The 21,711-nt window shown below is 66.5% G+C and carries 23 protein-coding genes and 1 pseudogene; 5 read left to right on the plus strand and 19 right to left on the minus strand.

All coding sequences use genetic code 11. The annotated features are described in order from the left end of the window. Positions 1-23: 23 nt before the first annotated feature. The 7 genes and pseudogenes from HMPREF0291_RS01495 to HMPREF0291_RS01525 form a co-directional block, all read right to left on the minus strand. Positions 24-467 carry a DUF3592 domain-containing protein gene (locus HMPREF0291_RS01495; RefSeq protein ID WP_005286845.1) on the minus strand — a complete coding sequence of 148 codons (444 nt, stop codon included), beginning with the start codon at positions 465-467 and terminating at the stop codon, positions 24-26. After that, positions 464-2,116 (minus strand): 2-succinyl-5-enolpyruvyl-6-hydroxy-3-cyclohexene-1-carboxylic-acid synthase, encoded by a 1,653-nt coding sequence (gene menD, locus HMPREF0291_RS01500; RefSeq protein WP_005286848.1) that lies wholly within the window; start codon positions 2,114-2,116, stop codon positions 464-466. The genes HMPREF0291_RS01495 and menD overlap by 4 nt, the downstream gene beginning before the upstream one ends. After that, on the minus strand, positions 2,116-2,787 hold the full coding sequence (locus HMPREF0291_RS01505; protein WP_040423427.1) for a hypothetical protein: 672 nt from the start codon (positions 2,785-2,787) through the stop codon (positions 2,116-2,118). Before HMPREF0291_RS01505 ends, menD begins: the two co-directional genes overlap by 1 nt. Before the next feature lie 54 nt (positions 2,788-2,841). Beyond that, the gene (locus HMPREF0291_RS01510; protein WP_005286854.1) at positions 2,842-4,425 is read right to left on the minus strand and encodes an SLC13 family permease; all 1,584 of its coding nucleotides are present in this window, start codon (positions 4,423-4,425) and stop codon (positions 2,842-2,844) included. 3 nt (positions 4,426-4,428) lie between these two features. Beyond that, positions 4,429-5,463, minus strand: coding sequence for an o-succinylbenzoate synthase (locus HMPREF0291_RS01515; protein WP_005286857.1), 1,035 nt, complete (start codon positions 5,461-5,463; stop codon positions 4,429-4,431). A gap of 131 nt (positions 5,464-5,594) precedes the next feature. After that, the gene (locus HMPREF0291_RS01520) at positions 5,595-5,957 is read right to left on the minus strand and encodes a hypothetical protein (protein WP_050748766.1); all 363 of its coding nucleotides are present in this window, start codon (positions 5,955-5,957) and stop codon (positions 5,595-5,597) included. Between the two features lie 12 nt (positions 5,958-5,969). Further along, a pseudogene (locus HMPREF0291_RS01525) lies at positions 5,970-7,166 on the minus strand (nucleoside recognition domain-containing protein); the annotation flags it as partial. A 36-nt stretch (positions 7,167-7,202) separates the two neighbouring features. Between HMPREF0291_RS01525 and HMPREF0291_RS01530 the strand changes: the two are divergent. Next, complete coding sequence (locus tag HMPREF0291_RS01530; RefSeq protein WP_005286867.1) at positions 7,203-8,123, plus strand: 1,4-dihydroxy-2-naphthoyl-CoA synthase; 921 nt, start codon at positions 7,203-7,205, stop codon at positions 8,121-8,123. Here the strand turns inward: HMPREF0291_RS01530 and HMPREF0291_RS01535 are convergent. The 4 genes from HMPREF0291_RS01535 to HMPREF0291_RS01550 are packed head-to-tail and all read right to left on the minus strand — an operon-like array spanning position 8,120 to position 12,060. Further along, positions 8,120-9,541 carry an ABC-2 family transporter permease gene (locus tag HMPREF0291_RS01535; RefSeq protein ID WP_005286869.1) on the minus strand — a complete coding sequence of 474 codons (1,422 nt, stop codon included), beginning with the start codon at positions 9,539-9,541 and terminating at the stop codon, positions 8,120-8,122. The two genes, HMPREF0291_RS01530 and HMPREF0291_RS01535, sit on opposite strands and share 4 nt — an antisense overlap. Further along, entirely contained in the window at positions 9,538-10,233 is a 696-nt protein-coding gene (locus tag HMPREF0291_RS01540) for an ATP-binding cassette domain-containing protein (protein ID WP_005286871.1), read from the minus strand. The genes HMPREF0291_RS01535 and HMPREF0291_RS01540 overlap by 4 nt, the downstream gene beginning before the upstream one ends. A gap of 41 nt (positions 10,234-10,274) precedes the next feature. Beyond that, a complete protein-coding gene (locus tag HMPREF0291_RS01545) occupies positions 10,275-10,943 on the minus strand; it encodes a response regulator transcription factor (protein WP_005286874.1) in 669 nt (222 codons plus the stop codon). A 1-nt stretch (position 10,944) separates the two neighbouring features. Continuing rightward, positions 10,945-12,060: a sensor histidine kinase gene (locus HMPREF0291_RS01550; protein ID WP_005286877.1), complete on the minus strand. Its 1,116-nt coding sequence runs from the start codon at positions 12,058-12,060 to the stop codon at positions 10,945-10,947. A 131-nt stretch (positions 12,061-12,191) separates the two neighbouring features. Here HMPREF0291_RS01550 and menE point away from each other — a divergent pair, with 131 nt between their 5' ends. After that, positions 12,192-13,268 carry an o-succinylbenzoate--CoA ligase gene (menE, locus tag HMPREF0291_RS01555; protein ID WP_050748848.1) on the plus strand — a complete coding sequence of 359 codons (1,077 nt, stop codon included), beginning with the start codon at positions 12,192-12,194 and terminating at the stop codon, positions 13,266-13,268. A 14-nt stretch (positions 13,269-13,282) separates the two neighbouring features. Here the strand turns inward: menE and HMPREF0291_RS01560 are convergent, their stop codons facing one another. Then, positions 13,283-14,149, minus strand: a complete 867-nt coding sequence (locus HMPREF0291_RS01560) for a hypothetical protein (protein WP_005286885.1) — start codon at positions 14,147-14,149, stop codon at positions 13,283-13,285. A 47-nt stretch (positions 14,150-14,196) separates the two neighbouring features. Between HMPREF0291_RS01560 and HMPREF0291_RS01565 the strand changes: the two genes are divergently transcribed. Together HMPREF0291_RS01565 and HMPREF0291_RS01570 are read left to right on the plus strand one after the other, a co-directional pair. Beyond that, entirely contained in the window at positions 14,197-15,141 is a 945-nt protein-coding gene (locus HMPREF0291_RS01565; RefSeq protein WP_408639913.1) for a 1,4-dihydroxy-2-naphthoate polyprenyltransferase, read from the plus strand. 2 nt (positions 15,142-15,143) lie between these two features. Continuing rightward, positions 15,144-16,085 carry an AEC family transporter gene (locus HMPREF0291_RS01570; RefSeq protein WP_005286892.1) on the plus strand — a complete coding sequence of 314 codons (942 nt, stop codon included), beginning with the start codon at positions 15,144-15,146 and terminating at the stop codon, positions 16,083-16,085. On the opposite strand, the gene HMPREF0291_RS01575 is transcribed toward HMPREF0291_RS01570, so the two are convergent. After that, on the minus strand, positions 16,082-16,387 hold the full coding sequence (locus tag HMPREF0291_RS01575) for a DUF4229 domain-containing protein (RefSeq protein ID WP_005286895.1): 306 nt from the start codon (positions 16,385-16,387) through the stop codon (positions 16,082-16,084). The genes HMPREF0291_RS01570 and HMPREF0291_RS01575 overlap by 4 nt on opposite strands. A 19-nt stretch (positions 16,388-16,406) precedes the next feature. Between HMPREF0291_RS01575 and HMPREF0291_RS01580 the strand changes: the two genes are divergently transcribed. Continuing rightward, positions 16,407-16,688, plus strand: coding sequence for a hypothetical protein (locus HMPREF0291_RS01580; RefSeq protein WP_005286898.1), 282 nt, complete (start codon positions 16,407-16,409; stop codon positions 16,686-16,688). Here the strand turns inward: HMPREF0291_RS01580 and HMPREF0291_RS01585 are convergent. Genes HMPREF0291_RS01585 through HMPREF0291_RS01610 form a run of 6 tightly spaced genes read right to left on the minus strand, consistent with a single transcriptional unit; the run spans position 16,681 to position 21,698 of the window. Beyond that, on the minus strand, positions 16,681-16,935 hold the full coding sequence (locus HMPREF0291_RS01585; RefSeq protein WP_005286901.1) for a helix-turn-helix domain-containing protein: 255 nt from the start codon (positions 16,933-16,935) through the stop codon (positions 16,681-16,683). The two genes, HMPREF0291_RS01580 and HMPREF0291_RS01585, sit on opposite strands and share 8 nt — an antisense overlap. Positions 16,936-16,993: 58 nt before the next feature. Further along, on the minus strand, positions 16,994-18,025 hold the full coding sequence (gene ccsB / locus HMPREF0291_RS01590; protein WP_005286905.1) for a c-type cytochrome biogenesis protein CcsB: 1,032 nt from the start codon (positions 18,023-18,025) through the stop codon (positions 16,994-16,996). Between the two features lie 50 nt (positions 18,026-18,075). Next, complete coding sequence (locus HMPREF0291_RS01595; RefSeq protein WP_005286909.1) at positions 18,076-19,725, minus strand: cytochrome c biogenesis protein ResB; 1,650 nt, start codon at positions 19,723-19,725, stop codon at positions 18,076-18,078. Beyond that, on the minus strand, positions 19,722-20,504 hold the full coding sequence (locus HMPREF0291_RS01600; protein WP_005286912.1) for a cytochrome c biogenesis CcdA family protein: 783 nt from the start codon (positions 20,502-20,504) through the stop codon (positions 19,722-19,724). The genes HMPREF0291_RS01595 and HMPREF0291_RS01600 overlap by 4 nt, the downstream gene beginning before the upstream one ends. Then, complete coding sequence (locus HMPREF0291_RS01605; protein WP_005286914.1) at positions 20,505-21,080, minus strand: TlpA family protein disulfide reductase; 576 nt, start codon at positions 21,078-21,080, stop codon at positions 20,505-20,507. Beyond that, a complete protein-coding gene (locus tag HMPREF0291_RS01610; RefSeq protein WP_005286918.1) occupies positions 21,081-21,698 on the minus strand; it encodes a histidine phosphatase family protein in 618 nt (205 codons plus the stop codon). Between the last annotated feature and the right edge of the window lie 13 nt (positions 21,699-21,711).

Raw genomic sequence — 21,711 nt, forward strand, 5'->3', positions numbered from 1 at the left:
TGCACCATTATGTCTTTGGCCTGCTAACTGTTCGCGTCTTTCTCGGTAACGGCAGGTGAATTTTCACGCCGTCCCGCCCGCGACACGGCCAGCCATCCCGCCGCCGCGATGAGCGTGGACATGAGCGCCACCGATAGCGCCGGAATGATCGCAAGGGGCCACGAGCGGCCTTCCACCTTCACAATGTCCGGGTCCGACTTCGCGTACGTCACCCACACTTGCTGCCCCTCCCCCAGCCCCGAGGGGTAGAGCAGACCGTGGGGCGGGAAGTGCACGCGCCCGGTTTCGTCCAGGTACTCGACGGAGGTGCGCAACCACGTCACGCTGGTGACGGTGGCAATGCCGCGGCCGGGGTCGCGGGAAATGGTGGCATCGTTCATCACGGGCCCTGCGACCATGGCCACGCTGCCGAGCATCGCGCACAGGTATAGCGCGATGATCAGCTGGTGCAGGCGGCGCTGAATCACTTCTTCAGCTGCTCCGCCAAATCGCGCCTGGTCGCGCGCGTGGTCACGGCCTCAATCACAGTCACGGGCTCGTGCTTATCGACGCCATCGACCAGGCACTCCACCAATTCCTGCGTCGTCTCGGCCCGGCGGTACGCGACACCGTATGCGTCTGCGAGGGCGGCGATGTCAACGTCGTGAGGCGTGCCGAACGCCATCTCGAAGTTCTCGCGCAACGGTTCAGCACCGGGTTCGAGAGCCTCGAAGATCCCGCCGCCGTTGTCGTTGGCCACAACGATGGTGAGGTTGCTCGGACGCGGCTGCGGCAGGTCGTGGCTGCCGATGAGCAACCCGCCGATGTCGTGCAGGAAGGTCACGTCGCCGACGAGTGCGACCGTGCGCGGGGCGCGCAGCTCATCCGGGTGCAGTGCCTGCGTGGCCAGAGCAATGCCGACTGCCTGGGACACTGTGCCGTCGATGCCGGCAGCACCCCGGGCGGCGTAGGTGGACACGCCGTCGAAAGGCAGGCCGACCAAGCTGGCGTCGCGCACCGGGTTCGACGACCCGAGCACCAACGTGTCCCCCACCGCTAACGTGTCGCCCACCGCTGCGGCGGCATGCAGGCCGGTGAAACCGTATTGCTTGTCCTCGAGAGCGTCGCGGACTGTCTGGGCGCCGACGTCGCCAGCAGCCTCGCAAATCTTGAGCCACTGATCGGTCGGTTGTCCGGTGACGTTCACTCTGCTGCCGCGGCGGGCAGGGTTGCCCGTGAACGCCTCCGTGCGCGACAGCCCGATGACCTCAATGGTGTTGTCCGCCATGAGCGCCAGCACATCGCGGTGCAGCGTTGGGTGGCCGACCACAATGACCTGGTCCGGCTTTGTCGACGCGGCGAAGTCCCCGCCGTCGTGGCTCACCGCCACCTCATCCTGAGTGAAAAACCGCGCCGCCAAGGGGTGCACCTGGTGGAATGGGGTCGGGGCGGTCGGTTCGGCAATCGTGGGTATGTGCTCAAGTCCGGGGACCTCCCAGGCCTCGTCACCGGCAATGACCAGTGTGTTCAAAGTCAGGTCGACATCGACCGCGCCGTGGTCGACAAAACCTGCCCCGCCCTGCAGCCGCCCAGGGCCGACAACCCGGCGCGGCGTCCCCACCGGTTCCGCCAGCGCCTCCGGCACGAGCGGGGTATCCAACGCGACATTGATATGCGCGGCGCTGCTGCCGCCCGCGTCCGCGTCTAGCTCGATCGGGTCACCCACCGCGGCGACCTGCTGTGTCGCGGCGTAGCGGCCGAAGATGCCCTGCTGCCAGATCGTCTGCGATGCGCCGGTGCCCACCAGCCGCTCCGGCCGGTCCGCACTGACCACGAGCAGCGGGGTGTGCGACATGTGCGCCTCGATGACGGCCGGGTAGCAGTTCGCCACCGCAGTTCCCGAGGTCATCACCACCGCCACCGGCCTGCGTTGCACACGCGCGAGGCCGAGGGCGAGGAAGGAGGCGGCGCGTTCGTCGATACGCGAATGGACAGTGACGTCCCTGCGCGCCAGAAACGCGTACGCCAACGGCGAGTTGCGCGAACCCGGGCACAACACGACATCCGTGACATGCCCGGCGACCTCTTCCGCGACGTAATTCGCGACGGCGATTGCCTCTACTGCAGAATCCGCCATTACTGCCCCGACCCAAACAGATCGTCGAGGAAGCCCTGGATCTCGCTAACGACGCCTTCCGCCTCGTCTTGCAGCTCAGGCGGAATCTCAGTCGGAACCTCGGAGGGAAGGTCATCCGGCAGGTCAGACGGGATGGTCACCTGGGGATCACCGTCGGAGTTGCGGCCGAACAGGCCGTCGAGCAGACCCTCCGGGGTCGTCGTCACTGTCTCTGTCTCCGTGAGGGTCACCGGTGCCGGCGGCGGCTGGTTCGCACGGCCCTCCGCCCCGCGCCACAAGAAGAACAAGACAAGGGCTGCCAGGGCCAACAGCAACGCGGTGATGCCCATGGCGACGCCGCCGGCCCTGCCGCCGCGCTGCGGCTGCTCGTAGGGCTCGGGATCGCTGTAGGCCTGGCGGTCGCGCGGCGGGCGGTACGGCTGCTCGTAAGGTTCGGGATCGCCGTAGCCCTCGTAACCTTCATAGCCGCCGTATCCGTCGTAGCTGTCCTGCCCGCCGTACTGGGTGTGGCCGCCGTACTGCGTCTCCGGGTACGCAGCCTGGTAGGTCGTCTCATCCGGCATGTACTGCCGTGGCCCCTTCTCGCGGGGCTGGAACTGTGCAGTGCGGTCGTCGGCGCCGAGGAACTCGGTCTCATTATTCGAGCCGTCGCGGCGGGTCTGATCATCCATGGGCCACATCGTAGTCCCCCGGCGATCTGAGACCTACCGCGGTGAAGCGGCGGCCTACAGCACCAGGCCGAAGACAGGCACCGCCAGGAAGTAGGTAGCCAGGGTGATGATCACCACGGCGATGACGTTGAGCCAGATACCGCCCTTGATCATCTGCCCCATGGTGACGTAGCCGGAACTGTAGGCAATCGCGTTCGGCGGGGTGGCCACCGGAAGCATGAACGCGCATGTGGCGGACAGGGCGACCGGGATGGTCAGCAGCATGACGTTCATGTCCCCGCCCGATGTCAGGCCGATGCCGGTGGCGACACCGCCCATGATCGGCAAGAACGTCGCGGCCGTCGCCGTGTTGGAGGTCAGCTCCGTCAGCAGCAGGATGAGCACAGCCACTGCGGCGATGAGCAGGATGACCGGCAGACCTGCAAGAATCTTCGCCACTTCACCGACCCACAACGACAGGCCCGTCTTGGTGAACATCGCCGACAGCGACAGACCGCCGCCGAACAGCAGCAGCACATCCCAGGGGATGTCCTTGGCGGTCTCCCAATCCAGCAGGCGGATGCCGTTGAGTTTGCCCGGGATGGTGAACAGCAACAACCCGGCGATCATGCCCACGCTCGCATCGGTGTAGGGGAAGTCCCAGCCGAAGGTCTCCATCCCCAGCGGGATGAACACCCAGGCCAGCGCTGCAGACACGAAGATCACACCGGCGAGGATTTGGCCGGGGGTCCAGCGGCCGATCTTCTTCAATTCGTCGTCGATAAGCTCTTTGCCCCCGGGGATCTCGTCGATCTCGGGCTTGAACACATTGATCAGGATGACCCACGCAAGCAGCGTGAACAGCACCGCAATGGGCACACCGAACATCATCCACTTGCCAAAACCGATCTCGATACCGTGCGATTCCTTCATGTAGCCGGCCAGCAGCAGGTTCGGCGGCGTACCGATCAGCGTGCCCAGCGAGCCTGTCGACGCCGAGTACGCAATGCCCAGCATCAGCGCCGTGGCGAAGTTCTTCTGCTTGTCCATGCTGCCCAGCTGCTCCGCGGTGAGAGTGAGCACGGAAACACCGATCGGCAGCATGACCACGGCCGTGGCGGTGTTGGACACCCACATCGACAGGAAGCCGGTGGCCACCATGAAGCCCAGGATGATGCGCTTCGGGGACGTACCGATGAGCTTGACCACCCACAGCGCAAGCCGGCGGTGCAAGTTCCACCGTTGCAGACCCAGCGCAATCATGAATCCGCCCATGAACAGGAAGATCGTGTCGGACGCGTACGGGGCGCTGACTTCCTTGAACTCGGCGACGCCCATGATCGGGAAGATGGCCAACGGAATCAGCGCAGTGGCGGCGAGCGGGATCGCCTCCGTCATCCACCACACCGCCATCCACACCGCGACTGCAGCCACGATGCGCATTGCCTGCGCGGAGTACTCTTTCTCAGCGTCAGCACCGGCGGACCGGGCTACGGTGTCAGCGGCGCCGTCCGGGAACAACAGGTAGATGACCACTGCCGCCGCAAGCCCGACAAACAAGCCGATGACCTGGCGGCGCCAGTCCTTGCGTTCCGGCGCGGTGGCGATGTCGCCTTCCGCGAACTGAGTGGAATCGTGAGTTATCGCTGTTGCTGGCATGAATCAAACATATGCCATACAGCGCCTCAGACGATAAAACCACCAGTCTTTTCTTATCGACGACGCCCGCAAACCCGCCACCCTATCCGCATCCGGCGCGAACAACTCTGTCGGATTGATACTGATGCGCCCCTCCACGATGGGGAATGGGTCAGCGACATCCTCAATGAACAGCCGTTGCGTGGCCAGCCCCGCCGCCTGCGAGCCCACCGCCGCCGCGGCAACGAGCCCGGCGTGAATCCCCACCGCAGTGTCCAGGGCAGAGGCCACCGTGATCCGCAGGTCTAGGTCGCGGGCGATCCGCGTGAGGTTGCGCACCCCGCCGAGTGGTGCGACCTTGCACACCGCCGTATCCGCTGCCGCCAGCTTGACCACGCGGTACGGGTCCGCCACCTTCCGAATCGACTCATCCGCCGCAATCGGCGTGCTCACTTTGCGGCGGACTTCTGCGAGCTCCTCCGCGGTGCGGCACGGCTGCTCGATGTATTCCAAATACCCGCCGCGCGCGGTTCCGGTCGAGCCATCCGACGCGCCTTCCCCAGGCGGGAGGATCTCTTCGAAAGCCCGCGCGGCGGCGATCGCTTCCTGCACGGTCCAGGCGCCGTTGGCGTCGACACGCAGCACGGCATCGGGGCGCAGCTCGTGGACGGCTCGAAGACGCGCGACATCGTCCGCGAGCGCCTGCCCAGGCTCAGCGACTTTGATTTTGAACGTGCGCACGCCTTCGAAGCGGGCGAGGACGTCAGGCACCTCGTCGGGTGTCACCGCGGGAATGGTGCCGTTGACCTCCACTTCGCTAGGGCCACCCAAACCCTGGTATCCCTCGTAGGCGGCTTCGAGCCCGGCGCGCAGCCAGGCCGCCGCTTCCTCGTCGCTGTACTCGAGGAAGGGGGAGAACTCGCCCCAGCCTGCGGGGCCGTCGATAAGCAGGGCTTCGCGCGTGGTGATGCCGCGGAACCGCACCGCCATCGGCAGCGAGACAACGTGGGCGCGGTCGAGAATGTCGTCAGGATCCGGCAGAAAACTATTCCCAAGCACCGATTTCGTCTTCCGGCAGTGGTTCGAAGAAACTGTCGGGGACTTCGTAGTCAACGAACCCCAACTGATACCGCTCATCCTGACCGTTCTCAGTCATGGCAGCACCTTCCTGCTATGGCCCATATTCATGGCTAACTGTACCCGGGATCCGCGGGCCGTTTGGTCAGCACGAGCGCAACGGGTCCGCTCGGACGGTCAGTGCGGTTCGCCGATGCGCAACCACCGTTCGGGGCCGCCGCCACACAGGACGAGCACGCGCCGCCCGCGCACGACGACCCGATCTCCTCCAGCGTGAGCCGGCCGACGCGTTGCAAGTGGTGCACCACTGCGTCGACAGTGCTGGGGCTCAGGCCGGTCATGGTGCGGATCTCAGCGCGGGACCGCGCTCCCCCGCGGATTGCAGTGACAACTGCTTCCATCGGGCGCAGGTCGCTCTCGGGTGCTGCGGGTGCAGGCGCTGCTTGCGGCCGGTTGTTTCTTGTGAAGAATCCCATCGTTGTCCCTCTCTAGAGCACCAAGCTCAGGCCCTGGAAGGTGGCCACGGCGAGCAGCCAGGCGAGTGCTAACTGGCCGACGAGGCCGATCGCGGTCCACTTCCATCCGATCTCGCGACGTTGCGCGGCCAACGTGGCCACGCACGGGGTGTAGGCGAGCAGGAAGATCATGTAGGCCCACACGGCGGCCAGGGTGTTGCCCCCGGAGGTCTCTTCGAAGTCCGCGCGCACGGCCTGGGCGAGCGGGGATGCGCCCTGCTCCTCTGGGGCCGCGTCGGTAACGTCCTCGAGGTCGTAGGTCTGGGCCCACGTGGCGATGAGAGCCTCTTTGGCCAGGAAGCCGGTGACCAGCGGGCCGGTGAGCGACCACGAGTCGAAACCGGCGGGCTCGAACACCGGCGCCATGGAATCGGCGACAACGCCGTAGAGGGAATCTTGGGGCGCCAAGTCCTCATCACCCCAGCTGTGCCCCGGCGCAGCGGGGGTAGACAGGAGGAACCAGATCACCACGACCGTGGCCACGATGATCCCGCCCGCGGTCTGCAGGAAGCCTTTCAGGCGGCTCCACATCACCGAGAAGCTCAAGCGCGCTGTCGGACACTGGTAGACGGGCAGGTCAATGACCAGCGGGTCGGAGCCCATCGTGCGCCACAACGTCGTGCGCAACAACAGCCCGGAGGCCACCACCAGCGCGATCGAGATGACGTACATGGCGAAGACGACCAATCCGGCATGCTCCGGGAAGAACGTCTGCGCCAGCATCACGTACACCGTCGAGCGCGCAGAGCAGGACGTGAACGGCACCAGTAGCGCGGTCAACCTGCGCTGTTCCGGGGTGGCCAAAACGCGCGTGGCCGAGATCGCCGGCACGTTGCAGCCAAAACCCACGATAAGCGGGATGAACGCCTTGCCCGGCAACCCGATCGCCCGCATGAGTCGGTCCGCGACGACCGCGGCCCGAGCCATGTAGCCGGAGTCCTCCAACACCGCCAAGCAAAGGAACATCAACGCCATCAACGGCACGAAGGTGAGCACCATGCCGACGCCGTTAATGATGCCGTCGACAAGCAAGCCCTCCACGAACGGGTAATTGAGACCGACCGCAGCAAGCCCGGCGCGCGCCCAATCGGAACACGGGCCCAGCACGAAGTCCTCGAGCAGGCTTTGCAGCGGCGCCGCCACCGTCGTGGTGATTTGGAAGACAGCGAACCGCCTAAAACTAACTCCAAGCTCTACGATGGCGCCATGACCTACACCACAGAACAGCCCTTCGACCCGTCGCAGTGGCGCAGCGTCGGGGAGTTCACCGACATCACCTACCACCGCCACGTGGGCGAAGGCCGCGAAAACGGCATCGTCCGCATCGCGTTCAACCGCCCCGAGGTACGCAATGCGTTCCGTCCGCACACTGTCGACGAGCTGTACCGCGCACTCGACCACGCGCGCCGCGACCCTTCCGTAGGAGTGGTGTTGCTCACCGGTAACGGGCCGTCGCCGAAGGACGGCGGTTGGGCGTTCTGCTCCGGCGGCGACCAGCGCATCCGCGGCCGCAGCGGCTACCAGTACGGCGACGACGACAACCAGGTGGACACCGCGCGCGTCAAGGCCGAGGGCGGGCGGTTGCACATTCTCGAGGTCCAGCGCCTCATCCGCACGATGCCGAAAGTGGTCATCGCGGTGGTGGGCGGCTGGGCAGCCGGCGGCGGGCACTCGCTGCACGTTGTGTGCGACATGACCATCGCCTCGCGCGAGGAAGCCCGCTTCAAACAGACCGATGCCGACGTGGGCTCCTTCGACGGCGGCTACGGTTCCGCCTACCTGGCAAAACAGGTCGGCCAGAAGTTCGCGCGCGAGATCTTCTTCCTCGGCAGGGAGTACTCCGCTGAGGACATGCACCGCATGGGCGCGGTCAACATCGTGTCGCCACACGGTTCGCTCGAAGACGACGCCATCCAGGTCGCCCGCGAAATCAACGGCAAGTCGCCCCAAGCACAGCGGATGCTCAAATTCGCATTCAATTTGCTTGACGACGGCCTCATGGGCCAACAGGTCTTCGCCGGCGAAGCCACCCGCCTGGCCTACATGACCGACGAAGCCGTGGAAGGCCGCGACTCCTTCCTACAAAAGCGCCCACCGAACTGGGAAGACTTCCCCTTCTACTACTAGCGCCGCGCCGAGCGGTTGCCGGTGAGCTGCCACCGGGCCGCGACCCAGCTGCCCGCCGCGAGCGCTACGCCGAGAACCGCCGCGGCGGCATACCGCACCGGCGTCGTCGCGGTGTACGGCCATGCCTGCGGGGCAAGGATCCACAGTGGCGTCTCGGCAAGCACGTCCCCGCCGATGGTGACACCGAAGATGGTCCACACGATCGTCAGTGCGAGCGTCCACGCCACCCCGAACCGGGCCGTGACGAAAAGGGCGAACAGCACCATCGCCGTGCCGACGAGAAGCGCGAGCACACCGCCGGCAGCTGGCGTGCCGGTGAGCACCGCAAGAAGCGTCACCAGCGCGACGACCGCCACGCACCAGGTGCACAGCGCGCTTCGCACGCGCGGATGCTCGATCTGCATGAGCGCCCACGCGGGGTGCAGCCGCGGCCAGACCAGCGCAGGCAGCACGCCCGTGCCGACCGGGAGGATGAGGAACGTGAACACTCCCTGGCGGACATCCGGGGAGTAGCGCACCGCGGCAAGCATCACCAGCCCGGTGAGCGCGAGGCATGCGTAGACGGCTGACGTCGCCGCCGCCCGGTGAACGCCGATGAGAGCCGAGCCGGGCTTCGCCGGGCGCGCGACGGCAGGTCCCGCAGCCTCGATCGGAGTGCTGACTGCGTGCACCGTCTTCTTCCGGGGCCGTGCGCGGCGGACAGGAATGAGAACTGCGCACACAGCCCCCACCGCCGCGAGCAGCAGGCACAGAGCGAGCGCCGCCCACGGTGCCTCGCCGTGCATCGGCGAGTCCGGTTCGAGAGGAAGCGCGTTGAACTGCAGGCCCATCGTCGGCAAGACGAGGCGCAGCGGCCACGCACCCGGATTGAGCCACCACCAATCGCGCTCGACGAAGTAGCCGAGCCCGATCTGCCACACCACCGACACCACCAGCGTGGGCAGCAGGCCGACGCGCCGCGTCAACCCCGCTGCCAGTCCCGCCGGGCCGAGCGCACCGATCCACACGAAGAACCCGACGAGCAGCACCACGCCCGCCCGGTCAAGACCGAGCAGAGAAGCGACCGCAGCCGTGACACCGAAGTCCAGCAGGAAGAACACGCCGAGGGCAGCCCACACGAACGCCAGGCGCGCTGCGCGGGTCGCCAGAGGTGAGACAGGCCGCCACGCGGTGCCGCCATTGCGAGCGTCGCGCTCGCGGTTCTCCGCTGTGCCGGCAAACAATGCGGCCAGCGGTGCGGCCATCCCCGTGACCAATAACGCCTGCCAGCTCAACAGGTCTGTTGCGGCCTGAATAGCGCCGGCAAACCCGAACAGCGTCAGCACGCCCCCGAGCAGCAGGCCCGACAGGGCGAGCCACCACAGGACCGACCCGCGCGACCGGATCGCCTCGGCGCGAAAGTACCTCGCCGTTGTCATTGCGCGACTCCGCGGGTCAGGTGGAAGAAGGACTCCTCCAGGTTCGGGCCCAGCTCGCGCAGTTCGCCAGCGAAGCGAACGGTGCCTCCGGCGATGACGGTGGCGTCGTCGGCAAGGTGGAGGACTTCGCCGAGCTGGTGGGAGCTGACCAGCACTGTCCGCCCGGAACGCGCGTAGTCGCGCAGGTAGGTGCGTAGGTGGGCGATGCCTTCGGGGTCGAGGCCGTTTTGCGGCTCGTCAAGCACGAGCACCGGCGGTTCGCCGAGCAGTGCCTGGGCAAGCGCGAGGCGGCCTTTCATGCCGGTGGAGAACGTCGAGGCACGCTTCTTCCCCGCCCCCGCAAGACCGACAAGCTCGAGCACCCGGTCCGCTTCCGAGTCTGGCAGACCGAGCAGCGTCGTGTGCACGCGGAGGTTATTGCGCGCGCTCAGGTGACCGTAGAAGGCAGGGTCATTGATCGACGCGCCGACGTTGCGCAGCAGCGTCCGGTCGAACGGCTGCCCCATGAGCGTGACGGCGCCAACGTCCGGTTCGATCAGCCCGAGCATGACGGACATGAGGGTGGATTTACCGGCACCGTTGGGTCCGAGCAGCGCGTGCACGCGCCCGGGCTGGGTGGTCAGGGTCACGCCGTCCAGGACGCGCTGTGCGCCGAACGACACGGAAACATCGCTACATCCGAGGTGAGTCATGCGGTCATTGTGGCGCGCGGCCCGGCGCGTGTGATCCTCCCTCAGGAGGAAATTCCGGCGCGGTGCGCCAACAGCACGAGCGCGACGCGGTCCCGCGCACCCAGCTTGACCAGCAGGTTTTTGACGTGCGTTTTCACGGTCGTCGGCGCGATGAACAGCCGCTGCGAGATCTCCGCGTTCGTCGCCCCGGCGGCGATCTCGGCGAGCACTTCCACCTCGCGCGCGGTGAGCATGGACAGCGCCTGCCGCTCGTAGTCGCTCAACGCATTCCGCTTATCGACGCCCCCACGCACCCACTCCAGCACCGCCCCCGTCACCCCACTCGCCAACACGGATTCACCCCTGTCGACGGCGCGAACGGCATCGGCAAGCACGTCCGGGTCAGCATCCTTGAGCAGAAAGCCGTGCACGCCGGCGGTGATGGCGGCTTGGACGAGCTCGTCGTCGTTGAACGTGGTCAGCATGATCACTTTCGGTCCGAGCGGCATGATTTTCTTCGCCGCGGTAATGCCGTCCATGACCGGCATGCGAATGTCCAGCACCGCGATATCGATCCCACCCGCGCCAGCCTGTTGCACCCTGTCCACCGCGTCCACCGCTTCTTGCCCATTCGTGGCAGTGCAGACCACGTCGATGTCCGGCTGGGAATTCAGGATGGTGGCGAGGGCGGAGAGGAGGAGGGGTTGATCGTCGGCAAGCAGCAGGCGCATGTCACACCCCCAGCCGCGCGTTGACTGTGACCGTGTCCCCGTCGTACGTGACGTCGAGGGTCCCGCCGGTGGCGCGCGCACGCTCACGCATCCCCTCAATCCCGGCACCCGCGCCCGGCTGCGGCGCGCGGCGGCCCGTGGAGACGACCGCGACCGCCACACCGCCCTCGGCCGGCTCCACCGTCACGTGAACAACAGGATCCACCTGGTGCTTCGCCGCGTTGGTGACCGACTCCGCAACAATCCGGTGCGCTGCCAACCCCGTCACCGCCGGCACCGAGACCTCGCTGAGATCGAGCGTCACGTTGAGCCCCGCGTCGCGGAAGCGCTCGACCAGCTCCGGGATATCGCGCAGCCCCGGCGCGGGCTGCAGCCCCGCGTTCTCCTCTCGCAAATCCCGCACGAGCCCACGGATGTCGGCCAGCGCGTCGCCGGCCACCGCCTGGATCGTCTCCAGCGCCTCGCGCTCGTGTCCGCCGGCCAACCCCGCGTTCGCCTGCACCTTGATGAGGGTGAGGGTGTGGCCCAGCACGTCGTGAATCTCGCGGGCGGTCTCGCGCCGCTCCTCATCGCGGGCGGTGACAAGTAGCTGCTCACGCATCCGCGCCTCATTCGCCCTGGCCGCCTGCTCCGCCACCAGGTTCTTCGCGAACAAGAACGCCACAGCTATTGCCGCCCAATGCAGCGCCAACGAGATCACCGCGTCCACCGGCGTCCGGTAATACAGGATGAAATCCTCCCCCCAGGTCCACATGAACGGCGAGGCGAACGACCACACCAACGCGGCCGCCGACACCCCGCGGCTGAACGGCGTCGAACACCACCGCCGCGCCGTGAACACACCCAGCGGGACCAGCACGACCCACAGCGTGTAGCCGATGTTGACCGGTGCGAGGATCCACAGCGCAGACCACGCGGCGTTGAGCCCCACCATGAGCCCAGCGGACCACCGCGGGTGGGAACGCCACACAGCGAGCGCGCCGACGAACCCCCACGACAACACTGCCTGCGCCCAATCGGCAGCGCCTGCCCAATCGGAGAACAGCACTCCCGTGTGCATGATCGCCAGCACGGCCGCCAGCGCTGCCACCACGAGATCACCGTTTTTCACACGCATCCTGCTCAGCGTATCCGCTCCGCCCACGCTGCGACCTCCTCCCGTGGGAGGAGACTGACCCCCGTAAGCTTGCCAGCGTGCCCCACATCCTCGAACTGCTGCCCGTCGACCTCGCCGACCCGCTGGCGATCATGCCTGACCTGGAGGCCGCGATCAGCGGCCAGTGCGCGGTGCTGCCCGTCCCCAAGGACGACCCGCGGCGAGCGGACCAGCTGCGCACGACGATGCGCGCGGGCCAGTCGATCGCAGACGAGATCGCCGTCGTCGTGGCCACGTCCGGTTCGACCGGTGTGCCAAAGGGCGCGCAGCTCACGGCGGCGAACCTCATCTCCAGCGCGGATGCGACGCACCAGGCGCTCGGCGGGCCCGGCCAGTGGCTGCTGGCCATGCCGGCCCACCACATCGCGGGGCTGCAGGTCCTGGTCCGCAGCATGGTCGCGGGTGTGGAGCCAGAGTTCGTCGACCTCTCCAGCGGCTTCCACATCAGCGAATTCGCCGCGCGCACCCACGACCTCGCCGACACCGGCGAGCGCATGTACACCGCGATGACGCCGATGCAGCTGGACAAGACGATGAGCACGCTCGCGGGCATCGAGGCGCTGCGCCTGTACAGCGCTGTGCTCGTCGGCGGTGGCGCCATTCACCCGAAAATTCTTGAGGCTGCGGGCAAGTTGCGCATCCGCGTGGTCACCACGTACGGGTCATCAGAGACGTCCGGTGGCTGCGTCTACGACGGTCGCCCGCTCCCCGGCGCGCAGATCACGCTTATCGACGGCCGCATCCACCTCGGCGGCCCCACCATCGCCCACGGCTACCGCAACGTGCCCGATCATGCAGCGTTCGCAGAGCCGGGCTGGTTTGCCACCTCCGACGCCGGCGAGCTTATCGACGGCCGCCTGACCGTCACCGGGCGTCTGGACACCATCATCGATACGGGCGGGTTGAAGCTGCACCCCGAAGTGGTCGAGTCGTTCATGCTCGGCGTCGACGGCGTGACTGCTGCGTGCGTGGTGGGGGTGCCGGACGTGCGCTTGGGCAACCGCGTCTGCGCCGCCTACGCCGGCTCAGCGGAGGTCGCCGACCTGATGGAGGCTTTCGACGACCTGCCCCGCTGGCAGGTGCCCAAAGATGTGCGCCACGTGCGCACCCTGCCCACAACGGGCCCCGGCAAGCCGGACCGCACCGCCGTGCGCGAACTGTTCGCCTAACCGTCAACGCCGCGCTAGGACTCGACCGGCGCAGCGGCGAGCAGCTGCTCCACGTCTTCGCGGGTATAAGTGTCGGCGATTTGCACGTCGTTGCCGCCGCGCCAGTGGTTGCGGCGCACCAGCGCGCCCTTCTGCGAGAACGGGATCATGGAGAACTCGCGCGGGTGCGGGTAGACCTGCCGGACGAGATGGCCGGAGCGAAGGGCCAGGTTGTTGAGCCAGACATCGTCGGCGAGCGGGGCCTTGCCCGTGAACTCCGTGCCGTGCGAAGCGACATAGTCCACCATCGACGCTGGATACAGCACGCCGGAGACCCCCGTGGCGAAGTGCCGCGCGGACGGTTCCGTCGTGTACGTCGCGCTCCACTCCTTGTACGGGGCCATGCCGTCCGCGTTCAACTCGATCGTGTGCGCGCGGTACGCCACAATGCAGCCCGGGCTCGCACCCGCCGAGTTCAACAGCTTATCGACGAACCACCGCGGATACATCATGTCATCATCCACCGTGATCACCCGCGTGCCCGTACCCTGGAACTCCTGGAACGCGCCGTAGTACTTCGTGTGCGGGCCGTAATGGCCGTCAGAACACCGCACCTGCAGGCCACGCTCCTTCAGCCGGGCCAGCGCCTTCGGCCAGGGGCGGTAGTAGTCCTCCTTGTCGAGCCAGAGGTACACGGGCAGGCGGTGGGTGCCGGTGAGGAGGGAGGAGATGCAGTACACCGCCGTCGATAAGCGTCGGCCGTACGTGGTCAACGAGATGACAGTGTCGCCGTCCTGCGGGAACGACAAGTGCGCCGCATGCGTGGCCAAGCGCAGGCCGGGCTGGCGGGCGAGTGTCCCCGCGGTGTGCAGCACCTGGCGGACGGCGTAGTCGATCCACATGAAGCGATACTTTAGCCGAGCTTCGCCACCGACCTATGATGAAGCTCATGAGCTTCAAGGATTGGTGGGACGCGGCGCGCCCGCACACCTGGTTCAACGCGGTCGCTCCGGTCGTCGTCGGAACGGGCGCCGCGGCGTACGAATTCATCCCGTCACTGCCGGCCGCCCTGCTCGCCCTGATCGTGTCGATGGGGCTGATCGTCGGGGTCAACTACGCCAACGACTACTCCGACGGCATCCGCGGCACTGACGACGACCGCACCGGCCCCACCCGCCTGACCGCCTCGGGCCGCGCACGGACGGAGCAGGTGAAGCTCGCCGCGTTCATCGCCTTCGGCGTTGCCGGTGTCGCCGGGCTGATTCTGGCGGCGTGGACGGCGCCGTGGCTAATCCTCGTCGGTGCGCTGTGCATCCTCGCGGCGTGGTTCTACACCGGCGGTGAAAACCCCTACGGCTACCGCGGGCTTGGCGAGGTCGCCGTCTTCGTCTTCTTCGGCCTCGTCGCCGTCCTGGGCACCCAGTACACCCAGATCGGTTCCATCTCCTGGGTCGGCCTCGGCTGCGCAGTCGCCGTCGGCGCCATCTCCGCGGCGATCAACCTAGCCAACAACATCCGCGACATCCCCTCCGACACGGAGGCCGGCAAGATCACCCTCGCCGTCAAGCTTGGCGACGCCAGCGCCCGCACCCTCTTCACCATCCTCACCCTCACCCCCTTCGCCATCACCCTGCTGCTCGGCGCGGCCTGGCCGCCGACGCTGCTGGCGTTGGCGGCGTTGCCGTGGGCGATCGGGGCGGTGCTCGTCGTCAAGCGTGGCGCGCAGGGCCCCGAGCTCATCCCCGTGCTCGGCGCGAACGGCCGCGCAATGCTCATCTGGGCGCTCATCACCGCCGGCGCGCTCATCGCCGCCTCCCCGATGTGGCACCTGGGCGAGACCATTCCCTACGGCGACTTCGGCTACAGCCGCCACCTGCCCGCGCCAGGGATGTAGTTGTGCTCGACGTTCTCACCGGCTTCGCCATCATCTTCGTCGTCATCGGGGCGGGCTACGTGCTGGCCCAACGCGGCGTCATCGGCGACGGCGACCAGCGGCTCATGTTCAACCGGGTCGCCTACTGGGTGGCGTCGCCGTCGCTGCTGTTCACCACGGTTGCCACCTCCGACACATCCACCTTCCTCTCCACTGTCGTGGTGGTCGTGTTCATCGCCACGGTGGTCACCATGGCGATCTTCTGGGTCATCTCCCGAGCATTCTTCCGGGCGGACGTGGCCACGCGCATGTCCGGCGCGGCGAGCGCGAGCTACTTCAACTCGGTCAACATTGGCCTGCCGATCGCCATCTACGTCATTGGCGACCCCGCCTACGTCCCGCCGGTGCTGCTCATGCAGATGGTGATCATCTCCCCCATCGTCATCGCCGGCCTCGCCGCCGACCCGACTGCCGGGGGCTCCCGCGCACGAGCCGTCGGTAGCGCCGTCACAGCCGGCATCACGGCCCCGGTGGTGGTCGCGCCGCTGCTCGGCCTGATCGTGTCTGCCAGCGGCTGGACGGTTCCCGACCCGGTGATGGCGCCGCTGGAGATCCTCGGCGGGGCATCCATCCCAATGATCCTGATGAGTTTCGGTGCCTCGCTGAAGGGCAGCTCCGTCCTCGAGCCCGGCCCGGACAAGCCGGCCACCATCACGGCATCCGCGCTCAAACTGGCGGTCATGCCGGCCATCGCGTGGGGTGTCGGCGCACTCATGGGGCTTCACAGCGACGCCCTCTACGCCGCCATCATCCTGTCTTCCCTCCCCACAGCCCAGAACGTCTACAACTACACCGCCAACTACCGTGCCGGGGAGACAGTGGCACGCGACACGGTGCTCATCACGACCTTCGCGTCGCTGCCCGCCATGGCCGTGATCGCTCTGATCTTCGGCGCCGTTTCCTAGCGGTCGGCGAGCTCCTCATTCACCCACTGCTTGCGGGCCCGACGCTGCTCGTTCCAGGCCGCCATCGCCTCTGTGGCCTCGACGCGTTGGCGCGGGAAAACCAGCATCGACAACGGGAACGCGACGATAAGCGCCAGGAGGGCGGACATGACGAGGGGGACGGGGGCGTCGATAAGCAACGCCAGCGCCTGGATGACCACCGTGAGAACCACGAAAAGCGCAAGCCGCAACCCGCCGTAGATCAGGGCGGCGCGGTTTGCGCGCTTGCGTGCGTTGGGGTCGAGAGCTGGCTGCTGTGTCACAACCAGCTATGTTAGAGGTATGGGACGCCTCCTGTTAATCGTGTTGGTCATCCTGGCCCTGTGGCTGCTGTGGCGCGCGTTCGGCCCCGGCAGCAATGACCGCTACGGCCCGCTGCGCCAAAAACAGCAGCCGCCCGCGATCAAGGGGCCGGATGATGACGAGGAGTTCCTGTGGAACATCGAGAAGAACCGCTTCAAAGAGCGGCGCGCACGCGAGGAGGCGGAGCGCAAAGCCCGCGAAGAAGAGGAACGCCGCAAAAAACGCCAAACGCGTGACGACGACCCCAGCGACCCTACGTAGCCGCCTGCTCCGTCCAATCAAGCGACAGACCCAACGCCTGCGCCACCGCAACAACCTTCTCCCAACGCACACCCGCACCGCCGTGCTCAATGGTGTGCAGCGTCGACCGCGACACCCCCGCCGCCGTAGCGACCTCCTGCTGCAGACGCCCTGCATCACGACGGCGCTGCGCCAACGCCGCACCTAACTCGAGCAGGACCGGAATGTCGCTGGCAGGCTTGCCTTGCTTGTTGCGGGGTGCGGGCACCGGGGGGCTCCTTCGCGGGGTCAGTAGAGTGCTAACAAAATTGTTAACACAATCTACCCTAGTTCAACCCGGCGTAGGAGTGGAGCCCCGAAACCACCATGTTGATGAAGAACAGGTTGAACACACTTGTCGCGAACGCGGCCACATTGATCCAGGCGGCCTTGACGCTCTTCCAGCCGGCGGTTGCGCGGGCGTGGAGGTACGCGGCGTAGAGAATCCAGGTGATCAATGCGACGGTTTCCTTCGGGTCCCAACCCCAGAAGCGGCCCCATGCGACCTCACCCCAGATCGCGCCGAGCATGATGCCGATGCCGAAGACCGGCAGCGTGATGATCGCCGTGCGGTAGGCGTAGGAGTCCAGCTTCTTCGCGCTCGGCAGCGGCTTCGCGATCGCGCCGAAAAAGCCGCTCTCCTCCCCGCGCGGGTGGCGGATGCGCAGCAGGTAGAGCATCGAGAAGATGCCGGAGATCAGGCCAATGGACGCGCCGATGGACACCACGGAAACGTGGAACGGGTACCAGAAACTGCGCAGGGCTGGAACGAGCGGCGCAGCCTCAGCGTAGAGCACCGTGGCGTCGAGGAACAGCAAGATGATGATCGGGGTGAGCACCCACGGCCACATCGTGTGCCAACCCTTGCGCTGGATGATCACGGCAGCGACCACCATGGACACCGCGGTGAAAGTGAGCACGTATTCATACATGTTGCCCAGCGGGAAACGGCTCACCGAGAGCCCACGCGTCACCACAGCCACAAGGTGGAAAATGATGCCGACGCACGTCAGGTACTGCGCCATGCCCGCCATCGAACGCGCACGGTCGCGGGCGGTGTCGAAGGCGGACTGGTCAAATGGGGCGTCGTCAAGCTCGGGGGAGCGCGGCGTGACCGTGGTGGAACCGCCGTCGCCGACCGCGACCAATTCGTTCGCGGTTGCCTCTGCCTGCGCGAGTTTGTCGCGGCGCATGTCAATCACGGTCTGCGCACGCATGTAGTGGATGCACGCGAGAACCAGGGAAACGATGTACACCGCAAAGGCGGTGCGCAGGGTCAAGTCCGAAATACCGGCGAGTGTGGTGTTGACGGGCAGCATAGATCAACCCTACTCCACACGGGGTTTTCCTCAAAGGTCATCGGGGGTGGTCAGTGCCACTCTTCACCGTCGTCGAGCGCGTCGTCCGCTTGCTTATCCGCGCCCCTTTGCGCCGTCACCTCATCCACCACGTCATAGAACTCATTACCCCAGCCGGCGCGGTCGGTGCGCGCCAGGCCGGCCATGTCAACGTGGGTGGTGCCGTCCACGTTCGGAGTGAGACGCACCCAGATGCGGCGGCGCTTGATGGTCAACGAACCGATCAGGCTGGCCAGCAGCAACGACGTAGTGATCAGCGCCCACACCTGCGTCGGGTCGCGGGAGATTTGGTAGTTGGCGTACTCGGCGGCGCCGTCGAAACGCACTGTGAGCTCTTGGCCGTTCGCCGTGATCTTCTGCTCCTCGCCGGCGGCGAGCTGGATGCGCTCGACGCGCTGCAACTGACCGTTAGCGATGAGGTCCTGGTCGAGCGAGAACAGGTTCTGCGGCCGGCCAGTGTCCAGGCCGGCATCGCCGACATAGACGTCGAGGGAGACCGCCGGGCCATTCATCGCCGGGAAGGCGGACTGGAGCATGTCGCCGTTCGGGCCCGACCACTCGGCAGTCGGGGCGAAGACGCCCTCGATGGCGAGCTGGTTGTCGCGGCGGTCGGAAAGGTCCGGGTACATCCCGGCGGGCGGGTCGAACCGCATCACACCGTTGGACAGGAAGAACGTCAAGTCCGACGGGCGGTACTGAATCATCTGGGTGCGGGTTTCCCCGTTCGGCCACGTCACCGTGATCTGCGGGGCAAAACCGTGGCCCTGCAGGTAGACGCGGTCGCCGCCGATGCGCAACGGGTGGTTCACACGCAGGGTGTAGTCCTCCCAATCACCGTCGCCGCCGGCTGTGATTCCCTCGCCTTCCACGTAGGAGACGTCCGACGCGAACGACTCCGCCTGACCGTTGGGCAAGTAGTCAGCGGTGAAATTGTGGGAGATGAAGCAGAAGGGGGTGAGGCCGGTGCCGTCGAAAAGCGGGCCGGCGCGGAAAGTATCAAAGTTCGCAGGCGAAGTATTGCAGAACTCGCGCGACTGCTTGACTGGCACCGCGAACTCGGACTCCGAATTGGTCACCACAATGACCTGGCCCTCATAAAACACCATGCGCCCCAACGCGAACACCGCGATCACAGCGACGATGGCGACGTGGAAAATCAAGTTCGCCAGCTCACGGGCATAACCCCGCTCCGCCGACAACGACTGCGCCCCCGCGCGGTCCTCCTCCGGCGTATACACCGCCACGCGCCACCGGCCGAGCGCTTCACGCGCACGGGCCTCCACCTCCTCGGGCGGCGCGTCCACATCCGCTTCGCGGTGCAACGGCATCCGGTGCAGAAACTTCGGCGCACGCGTCGGCTTCGCCTTGTACGCCCGGTAATGATCAACCGACCGCGGAATGATGCACCCGATCAACGAAATGATCAGCAGGGTCAACAGGGCGGCGAAGATTGGGGAGGAGAAAACGTCGAAAAGCGAAAGGCGGTCGTAGATGCGACCCATCGTCGGGTTAGCCGCAATGTACTCGTCGACCTGCGACTGGCTGACTTCGCGCTGCGGCAGAAGCGCGCCCGGCACCGCGACGAGCGCAAGCAGGAACAGCAGCACGAGCGCGGTGCGCATACTCGTGAGCCAGTGCCAAATACGTTTCAGAAAAGTCATAGCAAAGTGGTGCCGAAGCCGTCGACGAACTGGCGGGTCCAGCTGATGAAAACGTTCCACGCGCCGGTGAGCAGCAGGATGCCCACCAGCACCATCGCGGCCCCGCCAATGATCTGGATGGTACGCGAGTGGCGCCGCAAGAAACCGACCGCCTCCACCGCCTGCGCGGAACCGAGCGCCACGAGCAAGAACGGGACGCCCAAACCAAGGCAGTACGCGACGACGAGGAGAATGCCCCGCACCGCCGTGAACCCCTCCGTGCCGACAGACACCGAGACCACGGCGCCGAGGGTCGGCCCCAAGCACGGCGTCCAGCCGAGCGCGAACACCCCGCCAAGCAGCGGCGCACCCAGCCACGTCGCCCATTTCTTCGGCTGCATGCGGGTGTCGCGCTGGAGCGCGGGGACGGCGCCCATGAAGACCAGGCCCATCACGATCGTGACCACACCGCCGACACGCATGAGAGTGTCCGCGTTAAGCGCAATGAGACTGATCGCCCCGAACACAGTCACTGTGGCCAGCAAGAACACGACCGTGAAACCGAGGATGAACAACCCCGCCGCAACGACCACCGCCCACTTGCGGCGCTTGCCCACCGCCACTTCGCCGTCGCGGAAGTCCAGTTCCCCGCCGACGATGCCCGTCAGGTACGACATGTAGCCCGGCACCAGCGGGATCACGCACGGCGACGCGAACGACACCAGACCAGCCACCGCCGCCGCGAGCATACCCAGCAGCAGCGGGCCGGACGCAGCGAGATCCGCGAAGGTCTCCCCCATCTAGCTGGCCCCTTCCGTGGCGAGCCGGTCGGTGACCTCCAGAATGTCGGCAGCTGTGACCTCCCGGAGGAACACGGCGGCAGGGCGGTGCTGCTTGTCCAGGATCACGGTGGTGGGGATCACTGACGTCGGGATGCCGCCGAGCGCCGCGGCGGTGCGGAACGGCGGGTCATAAATGGACGGGTACGTCACGCCGTTATCTGTGACGAAGTCGCGGGCGATCTCCGGCTGGTGGTCGCGCACGTTGATGCCCAGGACGGTGCCCTGGCCAGATTCGGTCAGGGCGTCTTGGACTTCCTGTAGGTCGTCGACTTCCGCGCGGCACGGCGCGCACCATTGGCCCCAGGCGTTCAGCACGACGATCTGCCCTTTGAAGTCGTCCAGAGAGATCTGCTCGCCCGGCTCCATAAGGGATTCGCCGGAGAAGGTGGGCAAGGGGGCGCGGTCGGCTTCGTCGTAAAGTATTTCGACCTGGCCGCCTGGCGAGTGGAACGCGAACGTATCGCCGGAACCCGTGTCTGCGCATGCGGTGAGCGCGACGGCGGCAGCGATGACGACTGCGGTGAAACGGCGCACCTAGATCCCCCTCGCGGGTTCGTCGTAGGACCAGGAGACAAGCCGGTCGCCGTCGAACATGAGTGATGTCACGCTGGCCAGCTCGCACTGGCGCTTCGTGGGGTTGTGCGGCAGGCGTTTGCCCTGGATGGAGCGTTGCATCATAACGATCGGCAGCTGGTGCGACACGAGCACCGCCTCATGGCCCTGCGCATGCCGGCGCGCCTTATCGACGGCCCGTTCCATCCGCTGCAGAATCTCGTCGTACGGCTCACCCCAGCTCGGCTCAAACGGGTTGGTCATGTGGCGCCAGCGGACAGGGTGCACCAGCTGGGAGCGCAGCCCTTTGGTGCGCAAGCCCTCGAAGACGTTGTCGGATTCGATGAGGTCGTCGTCGGTGTGGATCCCCATGCCGAGGACATCAGCGATTGGCGCGGCGGTCTCCTGCGCCCGCTCGAGCGGCGAGGCGGCGAGGTACGTGACGTCGTGGCCTTTGAAGCTGACGGCGGTGCGCGCAGCCATCGACTGCCCGCGCGAGCTCAAGTGGAAACCAGGCAGGCGGCCGTAGAGGAGCTTTTTCGGGTTGTGTACCTCACCGTGGCGCACGAGATGCACGACGGTTTCGTTGGACCCTGCCATGGCTGCCTCCTAC

This window comes from Corynebacterium genitalium ATCC 33030 (genome assembly GCF_000143825.1).
Lineage (GTDB): Bacteria > Actinomycetota > Actinomycetes > Mycobacteriales > Mycobacteriaceae > Corynebacterium > Corynebacterium genitalium.